The organism is Cupriavidus taiwanensis (assembly GCF_900250075.1).
In the GTDB taxonomy this organism is placed as follows: Bacteria; Pseudomonadota; Gammaproteobacteria; order Burkholderiales; family Burkholderiaceae; genus Cupriavidus; species Cupriavidus taiwanensis_C.
Map to the genome: position 1 here is coordinate 35,207 of NZ_LT977071.1, position 22,240 is coordinate 57,446.

At 69.1% G+C, this 22,240-nt stretch carries 20 protein-coding genes; 7 read left to right on the forward strand and 13 right to left on the reverse strand.

Annotation, left to right across the window (positions count from 1 at the left end; all coding sequences use genetic code 11):
- Positions 1 to 5: 5 nt before the first annotated feature.
- From CBM2588_RS16615 to CBM2588_RS16660, 10 genes are all read right to left on the reverse strand, one after another.
- Positions 6 to 1,484, reverse strand: coding sequence for an aldehyde dehydrogenase (locus CBM2588_RS16615; protein WP_115681541.1), 1,479 nt, complete (start codon positions 1,482 to 1,484; stop codon positions 6 to 8).
- Positions 1,485 to 1,524: 40 nt separating this feature from the next.
- Entirely contained in the window at positions 1,525 to 2,325 is an 801-nt protein-coding gene (locus tag CBM2588_RS16620; RefSeq protein WP_115681542.1) for an aspartate dehydrogenase, read from the reverse strand.
- A gap of 12 nt (positions 2,326 to 2,337) precedes the next feature.
- Positions 2,338 to 4,053, reverse strand: coding sequence for a thiamine pyrophosphate-binding protein (locus CBM2588_RS16625; protein WP_115681543.1), 1,716 nt, complete (start codon positions 4,051 to 4,053; stop codon positions 2,338 to 2,340).
- On the reverse strand, positions 4,046 to 4,849 hold the full coding sequence (locus CBM2588_RS16630; RefSeq protein ID WP_115681544.1) for an SDR family oxidoreductase: 804 nt from the start codon (positions 4,847 to 4,849) through the stop codon (positions 4,046 to 4,048). Before CBM2588_RS16630 ends, CBM2588_RS16625 begins: the two co-directional genes overlap by 8 nt.
- Positions 4,850 to 4,854: 5 nt before the next feature.
- Positions 4,855 to 5,706 carry an IclR family transcriptional regulator gene (locus CBM2588_RS16635; protein ID WP_115681545.1) on the reverse strand — a complete coding sequence of 284 codons (852 nt, stop codon included), beginning with the start codon at positions 5,704 to 5,706 and terminating at the stop codon, positions 4,855 to 4,857.
- Between the two features lie 31 nt (positions 5,707 to 5,737).
- Positions 5,738 to 6,274 (reverse strand): cupin domain-containing protein, encoded by a 537-nt coding sequence (locus CBM2588_RS16640; protein WP_111521839.1) that lies wholly within the window; start codon positions 6,272 to 6,274, stop codon positions 5,738 to 5,740.
- Positions 6,275 to 6,436: 162 nt separating this feature from the next.
- Positions 6,437 to 7,210, reverse strand: a complete 774-nt coding sequence (locus CBM2588_RS16645; RefSeq protein ID WP_115681546.1) for an SDR family oxidoreductase — start codon at positions 7,208 to 7,210, stop codon at positions 6,437 to 6,439.
- The gene (locus CBM2588_RS16650) at positions 7,203 to 8,264 is read right to left on the reverse strand and encodes an aromatic ring-hydroxylating dioxygenase subunit alpha (protein WP_115681547.1); all 1,062 of its coding nucleotides are present in this window, start codon (positions 8,262 to 8,264) and stop codon (positions 7,203 to 7,205) included. Before CBM2588_RS16650 ends, CBM2588_RS16645 begins: the two co-directional genes overlap by 8 nt.
- Positions 8,265 to 8,303: 39 nt before the next feature.
- A complete protein-coding gene (locus CBM2588_RS16655) occupies positions 8,304 to 8,609 on the reverse strand; it encodes a recombinase-like helix-turn-helix domain-containing protein (protein ID WP_231942179.1) in 306 nt (101 codons plus the stop codon).
- 251 nt (positions 8,610 to 8,860) lie between these two features.
- Positions 8,861 to 9,739 carry an alpha/beta fold hydrolase gene (locus CBM2588_RS16660; RefSeq protein WP_115681549.1) on the reverse strand — a complete coding sequence of 293 codons (879 nt, stop codon included), beginning with the start codon at positions 9,737 to 9,739 and terminating at the stop codon, positions 8,861 to 8,863.
- A 323-nt stretch (positions 9,740 to 10,062) separates the two neighbouring features.
- On the opposite strand from CBM2588_RS16660, the gene CBM2588_RS16665 reads away from it, so the two are divergent.
- The 3 genes from CBM2588_RS16665 (at position 10,063) to CBM2588_RS16675 (ending at position 12,903) form a co-directional block, all read left to right on the forward strand.
- Entirely contained in the window at positions 10,063 to 11,166 is a 1,104-nt protein-coding gene (locus tag CBM2588_RS16665) for a porin (protein ID WP_115681550.1), read from the forward strand.
- A 101-nt stretch (positions 11,167 to 11,267) separates the two neighbouring features.
- Positions 11,268 to 12,266 (forward strand): Bug family tripartite tricarboxylate transporter substrate binding protein, encoded by a 999-nt coding sequence (locus tag CBM2588_RS16670; protein ID WP_115681551.1) that lies wholly within the window; start codon positions 11,268 to 11,270, stop codon positions 12,264 to 12,266.
- A 145-nt stretch (positions 12,267 to 12,411) separates the two neighbouring features.
- Positions 12,412 to 12,903 carry a DUF421 domain-containing protein gene (locus tag CBM2588_RS16675; protein WP_115681552.1) on the forward strand — a complete coding sequence of 164 codons (492 nt, stop codon included), beginning with the start codon at positions 12,412 to 12,414 and terminating at the stop codon, positions 12,901 to 12,903.
- A gap of 105 nt (positions 12,904 to 13,008) precedes the next feature.
- Here CBM2588_RS16675 and CBM2588_RS16680 read toward each other — a convergent pair whose 3' ends face one another.
- On the reverse strand, positions 13,009 to 14,592 hold the full coding sequence (locus CBM2588_RS16680; RefSeq protein ID WP_115681553.1) for a fatty acid--CoA ligase: 1,584 nt from the start codon (positions 14,590 to 14,592) through the stop codon (positions 13,009 to 13,011).
- A gap of 78 nt (positions 14,593 to 14,670) precedes the next feature.
- Positions 14,671 to 15,453: an SDR family NAD(P)-dependent oxidoreductase gene (locus CBM2588_RS16685; protein WP_115681554.1), complete on the reverse strand. Its 783-nt coding sequence runs from the start codon at positions 15,451 to 15,453 to the stop codon at positions 14,671 to 14,673.
- 281 nt (positions 15,454 to 15,734) lie between these two features.
- Here CBM2588_RS16685 and CBM2588_RS16690 point away from each other — a divergent pair, with 281 nt between their 5' ends.
- Together CBM2588_RS16690 and CBM2588_RS16695 are read left to right on the forward strand one after the other, a co-directional pair.
- Positions 15,735 to 18,029 (forward strand): mechanosensitive ion channel family protein, encoded by a 2,295-nt coding sequence (locus CBM2588_RS16690; protein ID WP_115681555.1) that lies wholly within the window; start codon positions 15,735 to 15,737, stop codon positions 18,027 to 18,029.
- Between the two features lie 303 nt (positions 18,030 to 18,332).
- On the forward strand, positions 18,333 to 19,493 hold the full coding sequence (locus CBM2588_RS16695; protein WP_115681556.1) for a helix-turn-helix transcriptional regulator: 1,161 nt from the start codon (positions 18,333 to 18,335) through the stop codon (positions 19,491 to 19,493).
- Between the two features lie 17 nt (positions 19,494 to 19,510).
- Here the strand turns inward: CBM2588_RS16695 and CBM2588_RS16700 are convergent, their stop codons facing one another.
- Entirely contained in the window at positions 19,511 to 20,401 is an 891-nt protein-coding gene (locus tag CBM2588_RS16700; RefSeq protein WP_115681557.1) for a LysR family transcriptional regulator, read from the reverse strand.
- Between the two features lie 105 nt (positions 20,402 to 20,506).
- Here CBM2588_RS16700 and CBM2588_RS16705 point away from each other — a divergent pair, with 105 nt between their 5' ends.
- Together CBM2588_RS16705 and CBM2588_RS16710 are read left to right on the forward strand one after the other, a co-directional pair.
- The gene (locus CBM2588_RS16705) at positions 20,507 to 21,730 is read left to right on the forward strand and encodes a CaiB/BaiF CoA transferase family protein (RefSeq protein WP_115681558.1); all 1,224 of its coding nucleotides are present in this window, start codon (positions 20,507 to 20,509) and stop codon (positions 21,728 to 21,730) included.
- Positions 21,727 to 22,188 carry a MaoC family dehydratase gene (locus CBM2588_RS16710; RefSeq protein WP_115681559.1) on the forward strand — a complete coding sequence of 154 codons (462 nt, stop codon included), beginning with the start codon at positions 21,727 to 21,729 and terminating at the stop codon, positions 22,186 to 22,188. Before CBM2588_RS16705 ends, CBM2588_RS16710 begins: the two co-directional genes overlap by 4 nt.
- Positions 22,189 to 22,240: the final 52 nt, after the last annotated feature.

A 22,240-nucleotide genomic window follows, 5' to 3' on the forward strand; every position in this document is an offset into this window, starting at 1 on the left:
CGGGTTCAGTGGCTGGCCCACGGCAGCGGTTGTTCGTTCAGGCCCCAGTACACGCTTTTCTGCTCCATGTACTGCAGGATGCCCAGCCGTCCCTTCTCGCGGCCCAGGCCGCTGTCGCGCCAGCCGCCGAAGGGCGTCGAGATCGAGAACTGCTTGTAGGTGTTGATCCACACGTTGCCCGCCTGCACCGCACGGGCCACGCGCCAGGCGCGCTTGTAGTCGCGCGTCCAGATGCCGGCGGCCAGCGCGTAGACGCTGTCGTTGGCCTGTTCGATCAGGTCGTCCTCGTCGTCGAACGGGATCGCCACCAGCACCGGCCCGAAGATCTCTTCCTGGCAGATGCGGGCGTTGTTATCCAGGCCTTCGATGATGGTGGGCGTGTAGAAGTAGCCGTTGGGCAGGCCGGCCACGTCGGGACGCACGCCGCCGGTGCGCAGCTGGCCGCCTTCGTGCACGCCGGTCGCGACGTAGGACTCGATGCTGTCGCGATGGCGGTCGGTGATCAGCGGGCCCATCTGGGTACGTTCGTCGGCGGGATCGCCCACGCGCAGGTGCGCGGCACCGGCGGCCAGGCGGTCGATAAAGGCCTCGTACTGCGAACGGGCGACGAACAGGCGCGAGCCGGCGATGCACGACTCGCCCGACGAGCTGAAGATGCCGTACAGCACGCCGTTGACCGCATGGTCGAGGTCGGCATCGTCGAACACCATGGTCGGCGACTTGCCGCCCAGTTCCAGCGACACCGGCATCATCTTGTCGGCGGCGATATGGGCGATGTGCTTGCCGGTGGTGGTGCCGCCGGTGAACGACACGCGGCGCACCAGCGGATGCTTGGTGATGGCGTCGCCGATCACCGAGCCCTTGCCCGGCAGCACGCTGATCAGTCCCTTGGGCACGCCGGCTTCTTCGCAGATGCGCGCCAGTTCCAGTGCCATCAGCGGCGTGACTTCGGCGGGCTTGACCACCACGGCATTGCCGGCGGCCAGCGCGGGCGCCATCTTCTGCGCCTCGCTGGCGATCGGCGAATTCCAAGGCGTGATCGCCGCGACCACGCCCATCGGCTCGTAGACGCTCATGGTCAGGCAGTCGCCGCGCTGCGGCGTGATGGTTTCCTCCAGCGTTTCGCAGGCGGCGGCAAAGAACTGGAAGGTGCCGGCGGCACTGGCGACCAGCGCGCGCGTTTCGCTGATGGGCTTGCCGTTATCCAGGCGCTGGCGCTGTGCCAGCGGCTCGGCTTGTGCGCGGATCAGTTCGGCCACGCGGTACAGCACGGCGGCGCGCTCGTGCGGCTTGCGCTGGGCCCAGCCGCTGGTGAGGAAGGCATGGTGGGCGCCCTGCACGGCCTCTTCCACGTCAGCCAGGCTGGCGGCGTTGAGTTCGGCCACCACTTCGCCGGTGGCCGGGTAGCGGGTGCCGTAGCGGTCGCCGGTCCCCAGGCGCCATTCGCCCGCGATGCAGATGGGGAGTACTTCTTGCGTCTTCATTGTCGTTGCCTGCTAAGTCTGTGGGGCCTGGCTGCCGGGGCTAGATCGATACCGCGTGCGCGCGGTTGCCCAGTGCGCGCACCACGCTGAACACCGTCAGCGCGGAAGTCTTGGGATTTGCCGCGAGCGGCTTGCCGCGCATGGTCAGCTCGAAGCCGCCGAAGGCGCCGCGCGCTTCCACGTGATGCACGTTCTCCACCGCATGCGGGTCGGCCAGCAGCTTGACCGAGGTGCGGTCCAGCCCCAGGCCTGCCAGCGACACCGTGGCGGCCACGTTGGCGTTCTTGGGATACAGGCGCGCCGCATCGCGCGCCGTGCCTTCGAAGATCACCGTGGCTTCGGTCAGCGCATCCAGATCGAAGAGCTGCTCGGCCGGGGTGCCAGTCCAGGCGCGCGCCGGCTTGCGGCCGGTGTAGATCACTTCATCCAGCCCGCCGACGCGCGCCGCTGCCAGCGCGTCGATGGCGCCGATCGCGCCGGACAGCAGCTGCACCTGCGTGCCGCCGCGGCGCGCCGCCGCTTCCAGCCGCTCGGCCATGCCGGGTTCGGACAGCGCGCCCACCGACACCACCATGCACGGGATGCCGCGCTCCAGCGCCGGCACGATGTGCTCTTCCAGCGCATGGTGGCCGGCGCACTCGACCAGCAGGTCGGGCCGCTGGTCGTCCAGGTGGGTGGCGACGCGGGCACGCGGCGCCAGCGCGGAGACCGCGCCACGGGCCTCATCCATCGTGTGCTCCGGCACAATCACCACGTCAAACACCACGTCCGGATCGCTCTTGAGCAATTCCAGCACGCCGCGGCCGATCGCGCCGCAGCCAACCATGGACACATGCAGCATTGCGGCTCTCCCTCAGGCGGTGACAGTGGTTTGTTCGCGGGCCGGCTCTTCGTTGTCCTTGTTCACCGGGGGGCCGGCGAAGATGGTCTTGAAGGAACCGATCGACAGCATGTCGATTTCCAGCAGGAACGGGCCGGATTCGGCCTTGGCCGCCTCGAGCGCGGCACCGACCTCGGCCAGGTTGCTGACGCGCGCGTGGCGCAGCGACAGCGACTTCGCCAGCGTGGCGTAGTCCGGCGTATGCAGGTCCACATAGTGGCGGCGGCCGCCGTATTGCGCGTCCTGGATGTTCTTGATGACGCCGTAGCCCTTGTCGTTCATCAGCACGATGACCATGTCGGCGCGCTCCTGCACCGCCGTGGCCAGCTCGCCCAGGTTCAGGATGAAGCCACCGTCGCCGGCCAGCGTGAAGGTCTTCTTGCCCGAAGCCGTGGCCGCGGCGCCGATCGCGGCGCCGATGCCCATCGCCAGGCCCTGGCCGATGCCGCCGCCCAGCGCATGCACGCCGGCGCGGGAGTCGAAGATGCGCAGCTGGCGGTTGCCCCAGGTGCTGTTCGACACGGTCACGTCGCGCACCCAGTTGAAGTTGCGGCCGACCGCGCCCTGCAGCGCCTGCACCAGCGCCGAGTACGGGCCCAGGCCATCAACCAGGCTGTTGACCGCGGTGTCGTGCGCGCGGCGCAGGTCGGCGGCGAAGGCCGGGTCGATCTGCATGCGCTGTTCGAGCCGATCCGCCAGCGCATCCAGCGCCAGCGCGGCGTCGCCGCTGACAAAGTAGTCGCTCATATAGCAGCGGCCTTCGGCGGCGGGATCGGCGTCGATGCGCAGCAGCGGGCGCGGCAGCTTCAGTTCGTATTTCAGGGTTTCATTGCCGCGCAGGCGCGAGCCCACCACCAGCATCGCGTCGCAGGTCTGGTAGAAGGCCTCGACCGGCTTGTGCAGGTTGAACGCGCCCAGCGAGCGCGGATCGTCCTCCGGCACGATGCCGCGGCCTTGGGTGCTGGTGACCACGCCGAAGCCCAGGTCCAGCAGGCGCTGCACCTGCTTGCTGGCATGGCGCGCGCCGCCGCCCAGCCACAGCAGCGGGCGCTTCGCCTTCACCAGGCGCTCGGCCAGCGCGTCCAGCGCGTGCGCGGACGGCACGTGCTGCGGCACCGGCAGCGGCTGCAGGTCGGCCGGCAGGTCGATCAGCGCGGCCTGGATGTCGATGGGGATCTCCACGCTGACCGGGCCGGTCGGCGCGGTCAGCGCGGTCTGCACCGCCAGCTTGATGGTGCTGATGGCGGTGTCGGCGCTGCGGATGCGGAAGGCGGCCTTGGACACGGCTTTCAGCATGGTGAGCTGGTCCGGCGCTTCGTGGATGTAGGCGAGGCTCTGGTCCAGGTAAGGCGTTTCGATCTGGCCGGTGATGTGCAGCATCGGCGTGCCGGCGGTCAGCGCTTCGACCATGGCGCCGGCGGCGTTGCCGGCGGCGGTGCCGGTGCTGGTCAGGCACACGCCCAGGCCGCCGGTGGTGCGGGCGTAGGCGTCGGCCATATTGGTGCCGCCCGCTTCGCCGCGCGCCGGCACGAAGCGGATCTTGCCGCGCTCGCCCATGGCGTCGAGGATCGGCATGTTGTGGATCGAGATCACGCCGAAGGCGGCCTTGACGCCGCACTGCTCGAGAAACGCCGTGATGGCGCAGCCGACGGTGACCTGCTGTTGTTCGTACTGGTGTTGATTAGGCATGACGGGAGTGTCCTCCGGAGATATCGATATGGCTGCCCGTGGTGTACGAAGACAACGGCGAGGCAAGGAACAGGATGGCGCGGGCTGCCTCGACGGGCAGGCCCAGGCGGCCAAGGGGAATATGTTTCTGCCGGGCCAGGCGCGCGGTCCACGCGGCCCAGTCCAGGTGGCGGTCTTCCTCGGGGCGCGCGTCGAAGCGGCGACGCCACTGGCCCGATTCGACCAGCCCGATCAGGATGCCGTTGACGCGGACACCTTTGGGCGCGAACTCGGTGGCCATCGAGCGCACCAGGTTCAGCACGCCGGCGCGCGCGGCGGAAGTCGCCACCATGTGCGGCTCCGGCTGCTGCGCCAGCAGCGAGTTGACGCAGACGATGGCGCCCTGGCCCGACTTCTCCAGTTGCGGCAGGAACGCGCGCGTCGGGTGGATCACCGAGAAGAACTTGAGCTGCAGTTCGTCCATCCAGGCCGCGTCTTCGGTATTGGCGAAGGTGGACACGCGGCCCTGGCCGGCGTTGTTGACCAGCATGTCGACGTTGCCGAGCTTCTGCTGCACGTCGGCCGCGAAGGCGGCAACCTGTTCCGGCTTGAGCACGTCGCAGCTGGCGGCATAAAGCCGGCAGCCGGCGAATTTCTCGCGCAGCTGCGCTTCGGCGCTGCGCAGGCGGGCTTCGTCGCGGCCGCACATGGCGACGGCGGCGCCCGCTTCGAGCAGCAGCTCGACGGTCGCCAGCCCGATGCCGGAGGACCCGCCGGTGACGACGGCAACCTTGCCGCCGAGTTCAATCATGGACATTGTCCTCACTCCCGATACAGATTCACGACCTTGCCGGCGCTGTGCAGCGACGGCCGGTAGTCGAGCAGGCGCGACAGCTCGCCCGCGGTGCTTCTCACCTTCTCCACCATCGCGTCCAGCTGTTCCGGATCGATATGCGCGGCGGGGATGGTGGCGCCCAGCGCCGCCACCACCTTGCCGGTGCGGTCGCGCACCGGCGCCGCGATGGTCGAGATGCTCGATTCGAAAAAGCCTTCCTGCAGCACGTAGCCGCGCTCGCGGTCGCGCTGGACGATGGCGAAGAGCGCATCGGCGGTGCGCGGCGTGCTGTCGGAGAACACTTCGAGCTGCGCCTCCGGATACAGCGCGCGCAGCTCCGCCAGCGACAGGTCTTCCAGCAGCACGCGCCCCAGCACGGTGGCATGCGCGGGCAGCCGCGTGCCGACGTTGACCGAACTGGCGAAGGGCCGCGGCGACATCGCCTTGGCCACGTAGACGATCGAGCGCCCGTCGCGCACCACCAGGTTGGTCGGGTAGCCGATCTCGTCGCGCAGCCGCTCCAGCAGCGGGCGGCCCAGTTCGGTCAACTCCAGCGACGCCAGGTACTCGAACCCGAGCCGCAGCACCGCCATGCCCAGCCGGAAATCCCGCCCGCCATCGGCGCGCTCGACAAAGCCCAGCATTTCCAGCGTGGTCAGCAGGCGGAACACGGTGGAGCGCGGCACCTTGAGGCGGCGCGCCAGTTCCGCGGCCGACATGGTGCGGTCCTTGCTGCTGAACTCGCCGAGCAGGCGCAGTCCGCGCTCGAGGCCCGGGACGATGTACTTGTCCGGGGTCTCGTTGGCGGCGGGCGTCGTCGGGATGGCGTTGGTGCTCATGGTCAGTGCGTGTGGACGGGCCGATGGCGCATCAGCGCTTGATCTTCGTCAGCGGATGCTCGGGCGGGTAGGTCGGCGTGATCGGCTTCTTGGCGCCGAGCATCACGCACATCAGCGCGTCTTCCTCGCCGATATTGATTTCCTCGCGGTACACGCCCGGCGGCACCGAGACCAGGTCGCGGTCGGTCAGGATGGTCTCGAAGCGCTCGCCATCCTTTTCAAGAATCAGCTTGATCTTGCCGCGCAGGATGAAGAACACCTCTTCCACGTCGGTGTGCAGGTGCGACGGGCCTTCATGGCCGGCCGGGATGATCATGGTGGAGAAGGTGAAGTGCTCCGACGGCACGGTGTTGGTGTCCGCGGCCACGCCGGTGCCGCCGGTGCCCAGGTAGCGCATCTGCGCGCGGCGGTACTTGGGGTCGTAGTCGGCCTGGAACTTCAGCGCGTCCCAGTCGTACTTGCGCGTGGAGAAGCGCGCCACCCGGCTTTCCATCCACTGGTCGAACGAGGCGCCGTCCGGCTGGTCCCAGGAACGCTTGATGTTTTGCTGTTGGGAAAGATCGCTCATTTGGATTCCTTCGATTGAATGTTTTCGGAATTCACGACGCCGCCCGCACGTCGTCGTCCCCGCGCACGCGGGGACCCAGTGTCGTTAAAGACGCTGGATTCCCGCCTGCGCGGGAATGACGGTGGTGTGCGAGTGTGGTCATGAAATAAGAAACGCCCTGAATCAATGCATGACGAAGCCGCCGTTGACCGCCAGCGTCTGCCCGGTCACGAACCGGGCGAGGTCAGACAGCGCGAACAGCACCGCGCCGCAGACGTCCTCAGGCAGTTGCTCGCGCGAGATCGCGCGTTGCTCGCGGTACAGGTCGTGCCGGTGCTGGGGCACGTACTCGGTGGCTTCGACCAGCGTCAGGCCCGGCGCCACGGCGTTGACCGTGATCTGGTCGCGGCCCAGCTCGCGTGCCAGCGAACGGGTCATGCCGATGATGGCGCTCTTGCTGGCCACGTAGGCGAGCAGGTTGGGCGCGCCCCACAGCGGCGTGTCAGAGGCCAGGTTGACCACCGCGCCACGGCCGCTGGCGCGCAGCGCCGGCAGGCAGGCGGCAGTCATCAGCCAGGTGCCCCGCACGTTGACGTTCATCACGCGGTCCCAGGTGGCAATGTCGATGGCGCTGGCGTCGCGGCCGCCGGAGTCGGTCACGGCAGCGTTGTTGACCAGGCCGTCGAGGCCGCCCAGTGCCTTCACCGCGGCGTCGGCGCAAGCCTGCACCGAGGCGGGATCCGACAGGTCCAGCGTGACCGGCACCACCTTCAGGCCGCGGGCGCGCAGTGCGTCGGCCTCCTGCTGCAGGCGTTCGGCCAGGATATCGGCCATGGCCACGCTGGCGCCGGCTTCGGCCAGCGACCGGGCGAAGGCCAGGCCCAGGCCGCGCGCGGCGCCGGTGACCAGCACCTTGCGGCCCGCCAGCAGCGGGTTGTGCTTGATGGCTTCAGGCATGGCTGGCGGCTCCGGCGGGCTTCAGCATGGCAACCGGCTCGTCGGCGACTTCCTGCTCGGCGCGGCGCTTGAGCAGGCGGCGCACGCGGGTGATGCCGGCGTCGTGCTGGTACAGCATCTCGTGGTCGCGGGCGTTCGGGGCCATCATTTCCAGCACCACGCGGTCCTGCTCCAGCACGTCCCAGTGCAGCTGCTCCAGGCGGTTGCGATACAGGAAGCGCCACACGTCGCGTTCCCAGCCCTGCACCTGGCGGGTACGCCAGAAGAACACCATGCAGTGGTCTTCATCCACCGGCGTGGCCATGCCGACGATGCCGAACGGGCCGCCGGGGCCGACCTTGGCGCGGTACGGGATCGCCAGGCGCAGCCACAGCGTGCCGGTCTCGCCGAATTCCACCCAGTCGAAGTTGACGCCGCGCTGGCCGGTCTTCTCGAACACCAGGCCATGCTCGGTCTCGCGGATCTGCATCACGGCGGACTTCTCGCCGGAGGCCATCGAGTGCGACACCGCGTGCAGGTAGGCGCCGTGCATCGGGTCCATCACGTTGTCGATGGCATAGCGGTAGTTGCAGTCCCAGTGCGCCACGCACAGGAAGTTGCTGTGTTCCTCGCTGACCAGTTCTTCCGGCAGGCGCAGTTCGTCGGGACTGCCCTCGCCTTGCGGGGCCTGGTCGCCGAACCACAGGAAGATCGCGCCGGCCCTTTCCTGCACCGGATAGCTGCGCACGCAGGTGCGGCCTTCCAGCGGGCAGCTTTCCACCGCCGGCACGCTCTTGACCCGGCCGTCGCCGCCGACTTCCACGCCGTGGTACCAGCAGGCGACGCGGTCGCCCAGATTCCAGCCCATCGACAGGCGCGCGCCGCGGTGCGGGCAGCGGTCTTCGAGCGCGTGGACCTGGCCGGCGCCATCGCGCCACAGCACGATGTTCTGGCTCAGGCGGGTGATGCCGATCGGGGCATGGGACACGGCCCACGAGGCGGCGACGGGGTACCAGTAGTTGCGCAGGCCGGTGTTGAGGCGGGCTTCGGCGCGGGCTTGCTTGTTCGATTCCATGTGGTTCTCGCTTAGACGCTGTGCTGGGGCGGCGGGGGCTCAGGCGCCCAGGCGGCGCATTTCCGACAGGAAGCGCTCTTCGGTCCAGGGCTGGCTGTCGACGGTCAGGAAGCCGGCGGCGTTGCACGCGCGCACGATGTCCTGCGGGTTCTGCGCGCCGCCCTCGAAGGCAGCTTCGAGCGCGTCGCCCAGCGCGTTCTCATAAGCGCTCGGGGCGCTGGCGCGGGTCTGCCAGACGATGTTGGCGACCTTGCCGGGTCGCTCGATATGGCCCTTGCCCGCCACGTTGTTCGGCGCCGGACGCTCCCAGGGCACCAGGTTCGGGTTGTACGAGAGGCTTTCCATTGCGCTTGGCTCCATGTCTTGCAGCTGGGGGACCGTGTTCCGCGTGCGTGGTCGGCCGGTCTGCTGGCTGCCGCGCTACGTTTTACTAATGAAACACTGGTTTAGATATTGAACACAGGTACGACTATAGACAACGACGGCCTAAAAATTGACTGGGGTTAACCCGCGACCGGGCAGATTGCCCGGCGGCGCGGCGCAAGCGAGGCGCCGCCAAGGCGGGACGCGGCGACAGGACGCCGCAGGGCGAGGAGTTACTGGCCGGCCGGCAGGGCCGAACGGATCAGCCGCGCCGTGGCGGCGGCCTGGTCGATATAGCAGGCGTGCCCGGCATCCGGGATCAGCGAGAACGGCAGGTCGAAGCGTTCTGCCAGCGCCGCGCAGGCGGGCGGCGTGGTGACGATATCGCGGCCGCCGCAGGCGATCTGCGTCGGCAGCCGGTCGGGGCGCCGCGCCAGGTAGGCATCGATGTCGTCGCCGCACAGCATCGCCACCGCCTGGCGATAGCCGTCCGGGTTCAGCCGCCGCATGTTCCAGCGCACCCAGGCCTGCGCGCCCGCATCGGCCGCTTCGCTGAGCAGCCGGGCCGGGCCCCGCTGCGCCAGCCCGTCGACGCCCAGCGACGCCAGCGCCTCCAGGCGCTGGCTTGCCACCGCGCTGGCCTGCGCCTCCTTGCCAGGCGCGCCGTAGCCTTGCGCCACGCTCAGCAGCAGCAGGCGATCTGGTAGCGCGCGCGCGGTGGCGGCATAGGCGGCCGCCATCAGCGCACCCAGCGAATGCCCGACTACCAGCGCCGGCTGCACGCCGAGCGCCGCCAGCAGGCCCTCGAGCCGCCGCGCATAGTCCGCGGCCAGCGGCCGGGCCTGCGCCAGCGGCGAGGAATCGCCGTAGCCCGGCGCGTCCCATGCGATCACGCGCGCATGCGCGGCGAGCAGGCTGGCGCAGGGCAGCCACGACGCCGCCCCGGAGCTGATGCCATGCAGCAGCACCACCACCGGACCGGAGCCGCCGCCGCAGCGGTAGGCCACGCGCGCGCCATCCACCTGCGCCACGCGCTGGGCAAAGCCGCTGTCCAGGGCGTCCAGCACGCCACGGTCCGGTTCGGCATGCGTCTGACGCTGATTTTGTTCCATATATAAAACTGTAGTTGGCAAATAAAACCCTCTAAGCATAGGCGCTGCGCAAGCGCTACCGGGATCAGGGTTAACGATAGGCCTGCCTCCAAACGGCGTCGGCACGCCAACCGGCGCCGTCCGGGCCCGCCGCTTTAGGGATAACCCTCCTCACATGTTCCGGAAAGTCACGGCTATATTTTGCCAAACGTTTCTTATGTTGTTTGACGTTCCATATATAAAACACAAAAGAGGCGAAGACGACATCCGGTGCCGCCATCCGCACGGGTACCGGAGCACAAGAGCAAAACACCACAAGACGGAAAACGGAAGGAAACTGGTAGATGAAACTTGCACGAACCGCCGCGGCGCTGCTTGCGGCCTCCCCCCTGCTGGCCTCGGCGCAATCGGCGCAATCGTCGGTGACGCTGTACGGCGTGATCGACAGCGGCGTCGAGTACGTGAGCAATGTCGGCGCCAACGGCGACGGCCTGGTGCGCATGCCCAACAACACCGCCACGGTGCCGTCGCGCTGGGGTATCCGTGGCACGGAAGACCTCGGCGGCGGGCTGAAGGGCCTGTTCGTGCTGGAATCGGGCTTCTCGCCGGACAGCGGCAGCGCCAACCAGGGCGGCCGCCTGTTCGGGCGCCAGGCGCTGGTGGGCCTGAGCAACCCCTACGGCCAACTGTCGTTCGGCCGCCAGTACACCATGCTGTTCTGGGCCATCCTGGACAGCGATATCCTGGGACCCAACGTCTACGGCTCCGGCTCGCTGGACAGCTACCTGCCCAATACGCGCGCCGACAACGCGGTCGCGTACAAGGCTAACTTCAACGGTTTCGTCGTCGGCGCCACCTACAGCTTCGGGCGCGACGCGGTCAACGCCGGGCCCAGTCCAGCCGGCACCAACTGCGCGGGCGAGAACCCCGCCGACAAGAAGGCGTGCCGCGAATGGTCGGCCATGGTCGGCTACGACAACAAGACCTGGGGCGTGATCGCGGCGTACGACTCGCAGCGCGGTGGCCCCGGCGCCTTCGGCGGCCTGACCAGCAGCAACCTGACCGATGACCGCCTGTCGCTGGGCGGCTACATGCTGCTGAAGAACACCAAGCTCGGCGCCGGCTGGATCCGCCGCGACAACGAGGGCAGCCCGACGCCGGTCAGCGACCTGTACTACGCCGGCGTCTCGCACGACATCACGCCCGCAGTCAATCTGGCCGGGCAGGTGTACTTCCTGAATTACCACGGCAGCGACAACCAGGCCATGCTGTACGCGCTGCGCGCGACCTACAGTTTCAGCAAGCGCACCTCGGTCTATGCCACCGCGGGCTTTATCAACAACGGCGGCCAGCTTGCCATGTCGGTCAGCGGCGGCTCGCCCGGTTCCGCCCCGCGTCCGGGCGAGAACCAGTGGGGCTCGATGCTCGGCATCAAGCACATTTTCTGAGTCCGTCGATTCATCGTCGCCACCGGCGCCGCGCGCCGGATTCCACTCCACGCGGCACCGCCCCCCGGGCCGGTGCCCGGTTTTACCGAGGTCTGAAGATCATGAAGTCCGCACGACGCCACCTCCTGGCCACGCTGGCCGCCGCCACGCTCGCTCCCGCCGCCTTGCTGGGCGCCGGCAGCGCGCTGGCCCAGGGTTCATACCCGAGCAAGCCCGTCACCATCGTCGTCGCTTACCCCGCCGGCGGCGACGTCGACGTGCTGGCGCGCATGCTGGCCGAAAAGCTCGCCCCGCGCCTGAAGCAATCCGTGGTGGTGGAAAACCGCACCGGCGCCGCCGGCACCATCGGCAGCGCCTACGTGGCGCGCGCCAACCCGGACGGCCACACGCTGCTGCTCGCGCCCAACACCGTCGCCATCGCGCCGCTGGTGCTGCGCGCCGGCACCGGCGCCAGCTACGACGTGCAGCAGGACTTCACGCCGATCAGCCAGATCGGCACGCAGTCGCTGTTCGTGGTGGTCAACAAGGGCACCGGCATCACCAAGGTCAGCGACCTGGTCGCGCGCGCCAAGGCCGGCAAGGTCGAGACCTATGCCACCCCGGGCAACGGCTCGCCGATGCACATCATGGGCGAGCTGTTCAACAAGTCCGCCGGCATCAAGATCAGCCAGGTGCCATACCGCGGCCTGGCGCCCGCCATCGTCGACGTGATCGGCGGCCAGGTGCCGGTCACCTACATCACCTACGGCGCGATTTCGCAATACGTCGGCAACGGCAGCCTGGTGCCGCTGGCGGTGGCCGACCAGAAACGCTCGCCGTTCGCGCCCAACGTGCCGACGCTGGCCGAACTCGGCTACAAGGATGTCGAGATCGGCGCCTGGCAGGCGCTGCTGGGGCCGAAGAACATGCCGCCCGAGGTGGTGCGCACGCTCAACGCGCACGTCAACGAGATCCTGAAGATGCCCGACGTGGTGGCGCGCATGGCCACCATCGCCGTCACGCCATCCGGCGGCGAGCCGGCCGTTCTGTCCAGGCTGATCGCCAGCGATACCTCGCGCTACACCAAGGTCGTGAAGGAGTTCGGCATCCAGGCCGACTGACCGCGGTTTGCAGGCACGGCTAGCGAGGCCGGTGCGTGCCTGTAAGAACTACCATTCGATACCTGCGATATAGCGGCGCCGGCGCCACGGCGCGGCCGCTCCAGGCTGTCCGCCGGCTGGCAAGGAAGTTGCAGCCAATGCCGGCATGGACTTTTCTATCGACTGGCGTGAAGCGCTCTTCTTCACCGTCTCGCCGCTCGAAACCATCGTGCGCGGCACGGTCATGTACTGGTCGCTGTTCCTGCTGTTCCGCTTCGTGGTGCGGCGCGACATCGGCTCGATGGGCATCGCCGACCTGCTGCTGATTGTCATCGTCGCCGACGCGGCGCAGAACGGCATGGCGGGCAAGGGCGAAGGCGTGGCCGACGCCGTGCTGCTGGTGATCACGCTGATCGCCTGGAACCGGCTGATCGACTTCCTCGCCTACAAATACCCGGGCTTCCAGCGCTTTGCCGAAGCCAGGAAGGTGCTGCTGGTGCGCGACGGCGTCAAACTGCACGAGAACATGCGGCGCGAGAACATCACCGACGAGGAACTCGAGGCCAAGTACCGCCAGCATGGCGTCGATTCCATCGAAGGCGTCAAGGCGCTCTACCTGGAAGCCGATGGCAAGGTCAGCGTGATCAAGAAGGAGTAGGCGATCGTCGTTCCCGCGCAGGCGGGAACCCAGTGACTTTGAAGGACGCTGGATTCCCGCCTGCGCGGGAATGGCCGTGATGTTTTGGTGGCTCGAGTGAACGGCTCAGTTCACCTGCCGGTTCATGCCTTCCCAGAACGGCTCGCGCAGCTTGCGGCGCAGCAGCTTGCCCGACGGGTTGCGCGGCAGCGCCTCGACGAACTCGATGCTCTTCGGCACCTTGAAGCCCGCCACCCGCTGGCGCGTCCAGGCGAGGATGGCATCGCGGTCGGCCGCCTGCCCCGGCTTGAGCACGACGATGGCCTTGACCGCCTCGCCCCACTTCTCGTCCGGCACGCCGATCACGGCCACGTCGGCCACCTGCGGATGGCCGTAGATGGCGCTTTCCACCTCGGCCGGATAGACGTTCTCGCCGCCGCTGATGATCATGTCCTTGACGCGGTCGTGGATGTACAGGTAGCCCTCGGCATCCATGTAGCCGGCGTCGCCGGTGCGCAGCCAGCCGTCGGCGTCGATGGTGCGCGCGGTCTCCTCGGGCTGCTTCCAGTAGCCGGCCATGTTGTGCTGCGAGCGCACCACCACTTCGCCGACCTCGCCCGGTGCCAGCTGGCGCCCTTCGTAATCCACCACCTTCAGCTCGACCCCCGGCAGCGCCTTGCCCGCGGCGCGCATGCGCGGCACCTCGTCGGTGGTGTGGTCCTCGGGCGGCAGCGCGACGATGGTGCCGGTGGTCTCGGTCATGCCGTACTGCTGCACGAAGCCGCAGCCGAACACTTCGATGCCTTCGCGCAGCAGCGCCGCAGGAATCGGCGCGGCGCCGTACAGCAGGTACTTCAGGCGCGAATAGTCGACCTGGCGCGCGCGCGGGTCGCGCAGCACGATCTGCATCGCGGCCGGCACCAGGAACAGCTTGCTGACGCGCTCGTGCTCGATAAAGTCGAGCACCGCGCGCGGATCGAACTCGCGCGCGACCACGCCCTTGGCGCCCGACAGCAGGTTGCGCAGGCCCCAGCCGGAGCCGCCGATATGCGCCACCGGCATCGCCACCAGCGAAATATCGTCGGCCACCCAATGTGACCACGCCAGGTGTTCGCGCTCGCTGACCTCGGTGCCGATGGTCAGGTTGCGGTGCGTCAGCATCGCCCCCTTGGGCCGGCCGGTGGTGCCCGATGTGTAGAGCTGCAGCACCACGTCGTGCGCGGCCGGCTCATGGTCGGGCGGCGTGGCCGGATGCGCGTCGCGCCAGTCGGTGTAGCACGGCGAGTCGCCCTGCCCGGCGCACGGCTCCATCACCACCACCTTGCGCACCAGCGGCAGCGCCGGCAGCAGGTTGCGCACCATCGCCGCCGACTCGGCGCCGACAAACAGCACCACGGCATCGCAATGCGCGAGGATGAACTCGACCTCGGGCGGCGCCAGGCGCCAGCTGGCCGGCGCCATCACCGCGCCGGTCTTGCCCGCGCCCAGCAGCAGCTCGAAATAGTGGTCGCTGTTCTTGCCGACATAGGCGATGCGATCGCCCGCGCGCACGCCTTCGGCCAGCAGGGCCTGCGCCACGCGGTCCGTGTTGCGCTCGAATTCGGCGTAGGTGGTCTGCCGGCCTTCGAACGAATACGCCACCGCCTCCGGCCGCAGGCGCGCGAAATGGCGCACCGCGTGAGGCAGCGTCGTCAGATAGCTGAAATCCATCCGCGTCTCCCAGAGATTTCATGCCATGGGCGGACTCGCGCGACGCGGGTCGCCCATGGCGACAGGCCAGTCGGGGGTTTAGCGCGGCGCCATGCGGATGGCGCCATCCAGGCGCACCGACTCGCCGTTGAAATAGCCGTTGCGGCACATCTCGACGGCCAGCGAGGCAAACTCTTCCGGCTGCCCCAGGCGCTTGGGGAACGGCACCGAGGCGGCCAGCGCGGCCTTGACGTTCTCGGCCGCGCCCTGCAGCAGCGGCGTATTGAAGATGCCCGGCAGGATGGTGTTGACGCGGATGCCCTCGCCCGCCAGGTCGCGCGCGATCGGCAGCGTCATGCCTACCACGGCCGCCTTCGACGCCGAGTACGCCGCCTGCCCCATCTGGCCGTCCTGCGCCGCCACCGACGCGGTGTTGATGATCACGCCGCGCTCGCCGCCCGCGGTGTCCAGCGTCAGCATGCCGGCGGCCGAACGCGCGATGCAGCGGAAGGTGCCGATCAGGTTGATCTGGATGATGCGCTCGAAGGCATCGGACGGGAAATGCTTGATCTGGTCCGGCGCCTCCTTGGAGCGCGAGGCGGTCTTGATCGCATTGCCGGTGCCGGCGCAGTTGACCAGGATGCGCTCCTGGCCGATGGCGGCGCGTGCCTTGGCAAAGCCGGCCTCGACCTCGGCCTCGGAGGTCACGTTGACCTGGCAGAACACGCCGCCGAGTTCACGCGCCAGCGCCTCGCCCTTCTCGGCGTTCAGGTCGAACAGTGCCACGCGCACGCCCTGTGCCGCCAGCGCCCGCGCGGTCGCCGCGCCCAGTCCCGAAGCGCCGCCCGTCACTACTGCCGATACCGATGCATTGAGTTCCATGCCGTCTTTCCTTTGTCTCTTGTTGCCGTGCGGCCGGCGCTGCCCGACCGCTTTCTGGTTGATGGGGTTGAAGCCGGCAGGCGCGAGAAGCGCCTGTACCGGAGTGAGTTCGAGATTCGGGGATCGGGGCCGCCGATGCATCGTCTGAAGCGACGAATGCGACGAATGCGGCCGATGCGCGCGCCAGAACGCCGCCCGGCACACCGCGCGACCGATGCGTTACAGTGGCGCGATCGATGGCCATTCCGGCGCCGGTGCAAGCCGGCAGACGATCACCCGCCATGCGCAAACCCCAACCTCACGCCCTTGTCCGGCGCCGCCGGCATGCCGCCCTGGCCTGGCTGGCCGGCCTGCTGGCGCTGCTGTGCGCCATGCCCGCGGCCCCGGCCGGCCCGCTCTCGGCCTTGCTGGCGCCGGCGGAAAAACCCGCAGCCGCCGCCAGCGCCCCCGCCGCCAGCATGCCGCTGGCGCAGTCGCTGGACCAGGTCATCGCCACGCTGCAGGACGACGGCGAGCGGCGCGCGCTGGTAGGCCAGCTGCAAACCCTGCGGCAGGGCCTGGCGGCGTCAGCCGCAATGGCGCCGCCGGCCGCGGCCTCGGCCCCCGGGCTGATCGGTGCCATGGCGCAGGTGCTGGACGAAGTCGACTCGCACCTGCGCGAAGACCGCGGCCCTTGGCAATACTGGGGCTGGCGCACACGCTTCGCGGCCGAGGAATGGCGCGCCGCGCTGACGCAGGGCGGCACGCGCACCGGCCTGGACTCGCTGCGCGAATTCGCGCTGGTGCTGGCGGCATGGGCGGTGTGCGGCTGGCTGCTGTACGAGGCCGGCCACCGGCTGCGGCGGCGGCGCACCGCGGGCACCGCGCGCGCGCCGCGCGGCAAGCTGCCGGAACTGCCCTCGTGGGTCGACGTCGGCCTCTACATGCTGCGCCATATCGGGCCCTGGGTGGTGGCATTCGGGCTGACGCTGTTGCTGGCCCGGCACCTGTTCGCGCAATCGCCGGCCAGCGTCGCCGCGGTGCTGGTGGCCTACGCGATCGTGGCCGGCGCGATCGCCGCGGCGGTGTGCCAGGTCATCTTCGCGCTGTTCCGCAGCGCACACCGGCAACTGGCGGTGCGGCAACTGCTGGCGCGTTCGCCGTGGCTGCTGTTCTGCACCGGCGCGCTGGCGGCACTGGGCAACGGCGCGGCCGACGGCCGCATGGTCGCGTTGCTGGGCAGCAACCTGTCGGCGCTGGTCTCCACCCTGGCCAATATCGCCGCGGCGCTCGGCATCGGTGCGTTCGCGCTGTGTTTCCGGCGCCAGATCGGCCAGCTGATCAGCCAGCGGCCGCTGCCCTTCCGCCAGGCCCATCCCGCCCTGACCGACCTGCTGCGCCTGGCCGGCCACGCCTGGCACCTGCCGGTGCTGGCCGTGGTGGTGGCGTCAGTGATCGGCACGGTGCTGGCCACGGGGCATGCCGACGTGTTCCTGCGCCGCACGGTGGCATCGGTGGCACTGTTTGTCGCCGCGCTGCTGATGACGATGGTGCTGGGGCGCTCGCCCAAGGCCGACGCGCGCGCGCCGCGCATCCGCGACCGGCGCCGCTCGGCCTACCTGCAGCGCTTCGGGCGCTTTGCGCTGGCGCTGGCGCGTGTGGTGGTGTGGGCAGGGTTCGTGGAAATGGTCATGCGCGTGTGGGGCTCTTCGCTGGTGCGGCTGGCCGAGTCGTCGGCCGCCGCACGCCACCTGACCGAGGCCGCGTTGCGCGTCACCAGTACGGTGCTGCTGGCCTGGCTGGTGTGGCTGCTGATCGATACCGCCATCACGCAGTCCTTGTCGCCCGCGCACGCGCGCGCCGCACAGCCCAGCCTGCGCGCCAGGACCATCCTGCCGCTGGTGCGCAATGCCTCGTTCATCGGCCTGCTGGTGCTCACCGTGATCGTGGTGCTCGCCAACCTGGGGGTCAACGTGACGCCGCTGCTGGCCGGCGCGGGAGTGGTCGGCCTGGCCATCGGCTTCGGCGCGCAAAGCCTGGTGCAGGACCTGATCACCGGCCTGTTTATCGTGGTCGAGGATTCCATCGCCATCGGCGACTCGATCGAGCTGCCCGACCACGCCGGCGTGGTCGAGGCCATGACCATCCGCACCGTCAAGCTGCGCGATGGCCGCGGCGCGCTGCATACGCTGCCATACAGCCAGATCAAGGCCGTCAAGAACCTGTCGCGCGGCTACGGCTATGCCGTGCTCAGTATCGGCATCAGCTACCAGAGCGACCTGGACCGGGCGCTGGAACTGATCCGCGCCACCGGCGCCGAGCTGGCACGCGACCTCCGCTTCGGCCACAAGCTGATGTCCGGGCTCGAGATCCTCGGCCTGGACCGCTTCGACCCGAGCGGCCCGGTGGTGCTGGCCCAGATCAAGACCCGGCCGCTGATGCAGGCGGAAATCACGCGTGCCTTCAACGCCAGGCTCAAGCGCAACTTCGACGCCAGCGGCATCCGCATGGCATCACCGAACCTGACCATCCAGGTGGACGGCGGGACGGCGGAGCTGCCCGTCGGGGAACTGGCGCCGAAAGGCGCGCCGCCGTGACCGCTGGCCCATGCCGGCGGCTCATCAGTACCGGGGGCTATACGCCCGGGAACCCCGACCGGGTGGGGACTTAATAGAAATCTTGCGCCGCACAATCGGGGTTTCCCCCCCCAAGCACGGGGTATAAAACATACAACATTGTTTGGCATGATTGCGGCACGGCAAGCGCGACCTACTTTGCGCTGCCGGCAGCAGCCGTATCGGCGCACTACAGAACGCCAGAACGGAACCGATAGTACGTAGGGATGTGGCCACTTGCCGTGGCGCAGAGCAAGAGGCGTTTGCCACCGGGGGGATCTGAACATGGGCGAACACCCGACAACAGACGAGGACTTCCATCGTCTGGTCGACTCCATCTATGAGTCCGCGCTGGATGTCGCGGCCATGCCCGCCGCCCTCGATCTCTTTTCACGATACACCTGCACCGTCAGCCCCCGCTACCTGATCTGGGACAAGCTGGCCGGCCATGCCCGGCTGGGCGTGACCCCGCACGGCTGCTTCACCACAGGGGCCACCCTGCCGGACTGCCTGCCCGGACCGCTCGACTGGTCTGGCCACGGCGCCGGCCACGCCCCGCTGGACGCCGCCCCGCTGTGCTGCGCCGGCGCCGCGGCCGCGGCGCCGGCGCTGGCCTGCAGCGAGCTGGAACAGGGCATCCGGCTGGTCGAGAACGCCGAAGTCTGCGTGCTGATGAGCGGCACCAACGCAGGCAGCATCAGCGCGGGCCAGCGCGAGCGGCGCCTGTCCCACGTCATGCCGCACTGGGTGCGCGCCGCGCGCATGCAGCAGCGCAACTTTGAACTGAGCGGGCTGGCCAGCCTGGGCCTGGCCGGGCTCGACACCCTGGACTTCGGCGTGATGGTGCTGCAGGCCGACCTGCGCGTGCGCTATGCCAACAGCTGGGCCGAAGCGCTGGTGCAGGCCGACAGCTACCTGTCGCTGCAGGACGGCGTGCTGCGCGCCCACAGCGACACGCTGCAGGCGGTGCTGCGCAAGCTGCTCGACGGCGCCATGCGCGGCCGCGGCGCCGACGCCGCGTCCGGCTCGTGGATGCATATCACCTCGGGCGGGCAGCCAGTGCCGATCATCGTCACGCCGCTGGTGTCGCGCCAGCCGGTGGAGGGCCCCTGGCAGCTGCCGGCGGCGATGCTGCTGCTGGGCAATTCCGAATCGCGGTCCGTGCTGGATGCCGGCGTGCTGACCTCGCTGTTCGGGCTGTCGCGCAAGGAAAGCATCATTGCCATCCGGCTGGCCGCCGGCGAAACCCTCAACGAGATTGCCGAGCGCGAGTTCCTCTCGCCCCATACCGTGCGCGTGCATATCCGCGACACGCTGCGCAAGACCGGCACGCATCGCCAGTCCGAACTGGTGCGGCTGCTGCACCTGTTGCCCGGCGTGAACCTGGAGCGCGCCGGCGTGACTTCCGCGGTGCGGCCGCGCGCCCCGCGCCCACGCGCCGCCTGAGGCGGCGCCCCGCTGCACTACCTCACCGCGGCCTGCGCCGCCGCGAGGAAGCGTTGCACCTGGCGGTCGCCGTCATCGGGCCGCGCCGCCAGCGCAATGCCGATGCGGCCCGCCGGACGCGGGCTCGACAACGGCAGGAAGCGCACGCGCTGGTTGGCGTAGCGCGCCGCCACGCTGGGCACCAGCGCCACGCCCAACCCGCTTTCCACCAGGCTGACCTGGGTCTGAACCTGCACCGCCTCCTGCGTGACGCGCGGCACGAAGCCCGCCTGCTGGCACAGCATCATCGCCACCGCATGCAGGTTCGGCACCTGCGCCGCCGGGTACATGATGAAGGGCTGGTCGGCCAGCGCGCGCAGCGCGATCGCGTCGGCGCGCGCCAGCGGGCTGTCAGCCGGCACGGCGGCGACGAAGACATCGTTCTCCAGCGGCGTGAGCACATAGCCGCCGCTGCTCAGGATCGGAAAGCGCACCAGCCCGGCATCGATCTGGTGCTTTTCCAGCCGGTCGAGGATCGCGGCGGTGGTGGATTCGTGCAGGATCAGCTCGATGCCGGGATGCGCGGCGCGGAATGCCGGGATCAGCTTGGGCAGCAGCGCATAGGTGGCCGAGCCGATAAAGCCGATGCGCAATGCGCCGCGCTCACCCTGCCCCGCCGCCATTGCCGCGGCGCGCGCCTGCTGCGCGTGGAACAGCGCCCGGCGCGCGTCATGCAGCGCGGCCTCGCCCGCCTGCGTCAGCCGCACCCCGCGCGAGGTGCGCACGAACAGCGCCGTGCCGAGCTGTTCCTCGAGCTTGCGGATCGAAATCGAAAGGGGCGGCTGCGCCATGTGCAGCCGCTCGGCGGCGCGGTGGAAATTGCCGGTCTCGGCCAGGGCGACGAACTGCTGCAGTTGGCGCAGGTCCATGGTCTGCAATATCCAGAAGATATCGATTGCTAAAAAACTAATATTAGACCAGCCGGTCCGCGCTGATCTACCCTGTGGCCCACAGTAAAAAAGACCGGAGACACTATGCTGCCGCTTGCAGGCATCCGCGTGGTCGACCTGTCCACGGTGGTGATGGGGCCGTATGCCAGCCAGTGGCTGGCCGACCTGGGCGCCGACGTGCTCAAGGTCGAGCCGCCCGAGGGCGATTCCACGCGCCGCACCGGGCCCGCCGCCGAACCCGGCATGGCGGCGATCTTCCTGGGGGTCAATCGGGGCAAGCGCAGCGTGGTGCTGGACCTGAAGCAGCCGGCGGCACAGGCGGCGCTGGCGCGCGTGCTGGACCGCGCCGACGTGCTGATGCACAGCATGCGCCCGCAGAAGCTGGCGGCGCTCGGGCTGGATCCCGACACGGTGCGGGCGCGGCATCCGGACCTGGTCTTCGTCAGCCTGCTCGGCTTTGCCGAGGACGGCCCCTATGGCGGCCGGCCGGCCTACGACGACATCATCCAGGGCCTGTCCGGCAATGCCGCGCTGATGGCGGCGCAGACCGGCGACAGCCGCTACTTCCCGACCATTGCCGCGGACAAGACCAGCGGGCTGGTGGTGGCGCTGTCGGTGTGCGCGGCGCTGGCCGGCCGCGCCCGGCGCCAGGCCGGCGGCGGCAGCGGGCATGGCACGCTGGTCGAGGTGCCGATGTTCGAATCGATGGTGGCGTTCAACCTGGTCGAGCACTTCTACGGCCGGCATTTCGACCCGCCGCGCGGCCCGAGCGGTTATCCGCGCGTGCTGGCGCCGTTGCGCCGCCCGTACCGCAGCGCCGACGGCCATGTCTGCATGATGCCGTACACCGATGCGCACTGGCGCGACTTCTTCCACGCCGCCGGCCGTCCGGAGCTGGCCGCCGATGCGCGCTTTGCCGACATCGCCGCCCGCACCGAGCATATCGAGACCCTGTACGAACTGACCGGCGAGATCGTGCAGGCGCACAGCACCGCGCACTGGGTGGGCTTGTGCGAACGCCTGCAGATCCCGGTGGCGCGCATCAATACGCTCGACGACCTGCCCCAGGATCCGCACCTGGCCGCCACCGGCTTTTTCGAGACCGCCGACGATCCGGCCATGGGCAAGCTCCGCTTTCCCGGCGCGCCGGTGCGTTTCGACGGCCAGCGCGCACCGCTGGCGGTGCCGCCGCGGCTGGGCGAACACACCCACGCGGTGCTGGCCGAGGCCGGGCTCGGCACCGAGCAGATCGCGCAACTGCAACAGAGCGGCGCGGCGCGCTGCGCCCCCGCCACGGAGACACCATGACGCATGCAGAACTGCCCCGCCTGGGCCAGGGCTTCTACTGGCAAGACCTGCACGAGGGCCAGGCCTTCCGCACCTTCTCCCGCACCGTGACCGAGACCGACCTGGTCAACTTCATCTCGGTCACCGGCATGGTCGAGGCCATCTTTATCGAAGTCGGCTACGACGGCGGCGCGATCCAGGGCCGGCCGGTGCCGGCAGCGCTGACCTATACGCTGATCGAAGGCTTCATCCTGCAGACCATGATCCAGGGCACCGGGCTGGCGATGCTGGAGCTGACGCAGCAGATCCACGGCCCGGTGCTGGTCGGCGACACCATCCACGCCACCGTGACCGTGACCGGCATCCGCCCGACCTCGCGCAGCGGCCGCGCCGTAGTGGATTCGCGCATCGAGGTGTTCAACCAGCGCGGCGAACTGGTGATGACCTATACCGCGCGCCGGCTGCTGGCAGGTCGGTGACGCTGCGCGGAATCCAAAGCACGCCCTCTGCCATATCAAGCGACAGGACTCA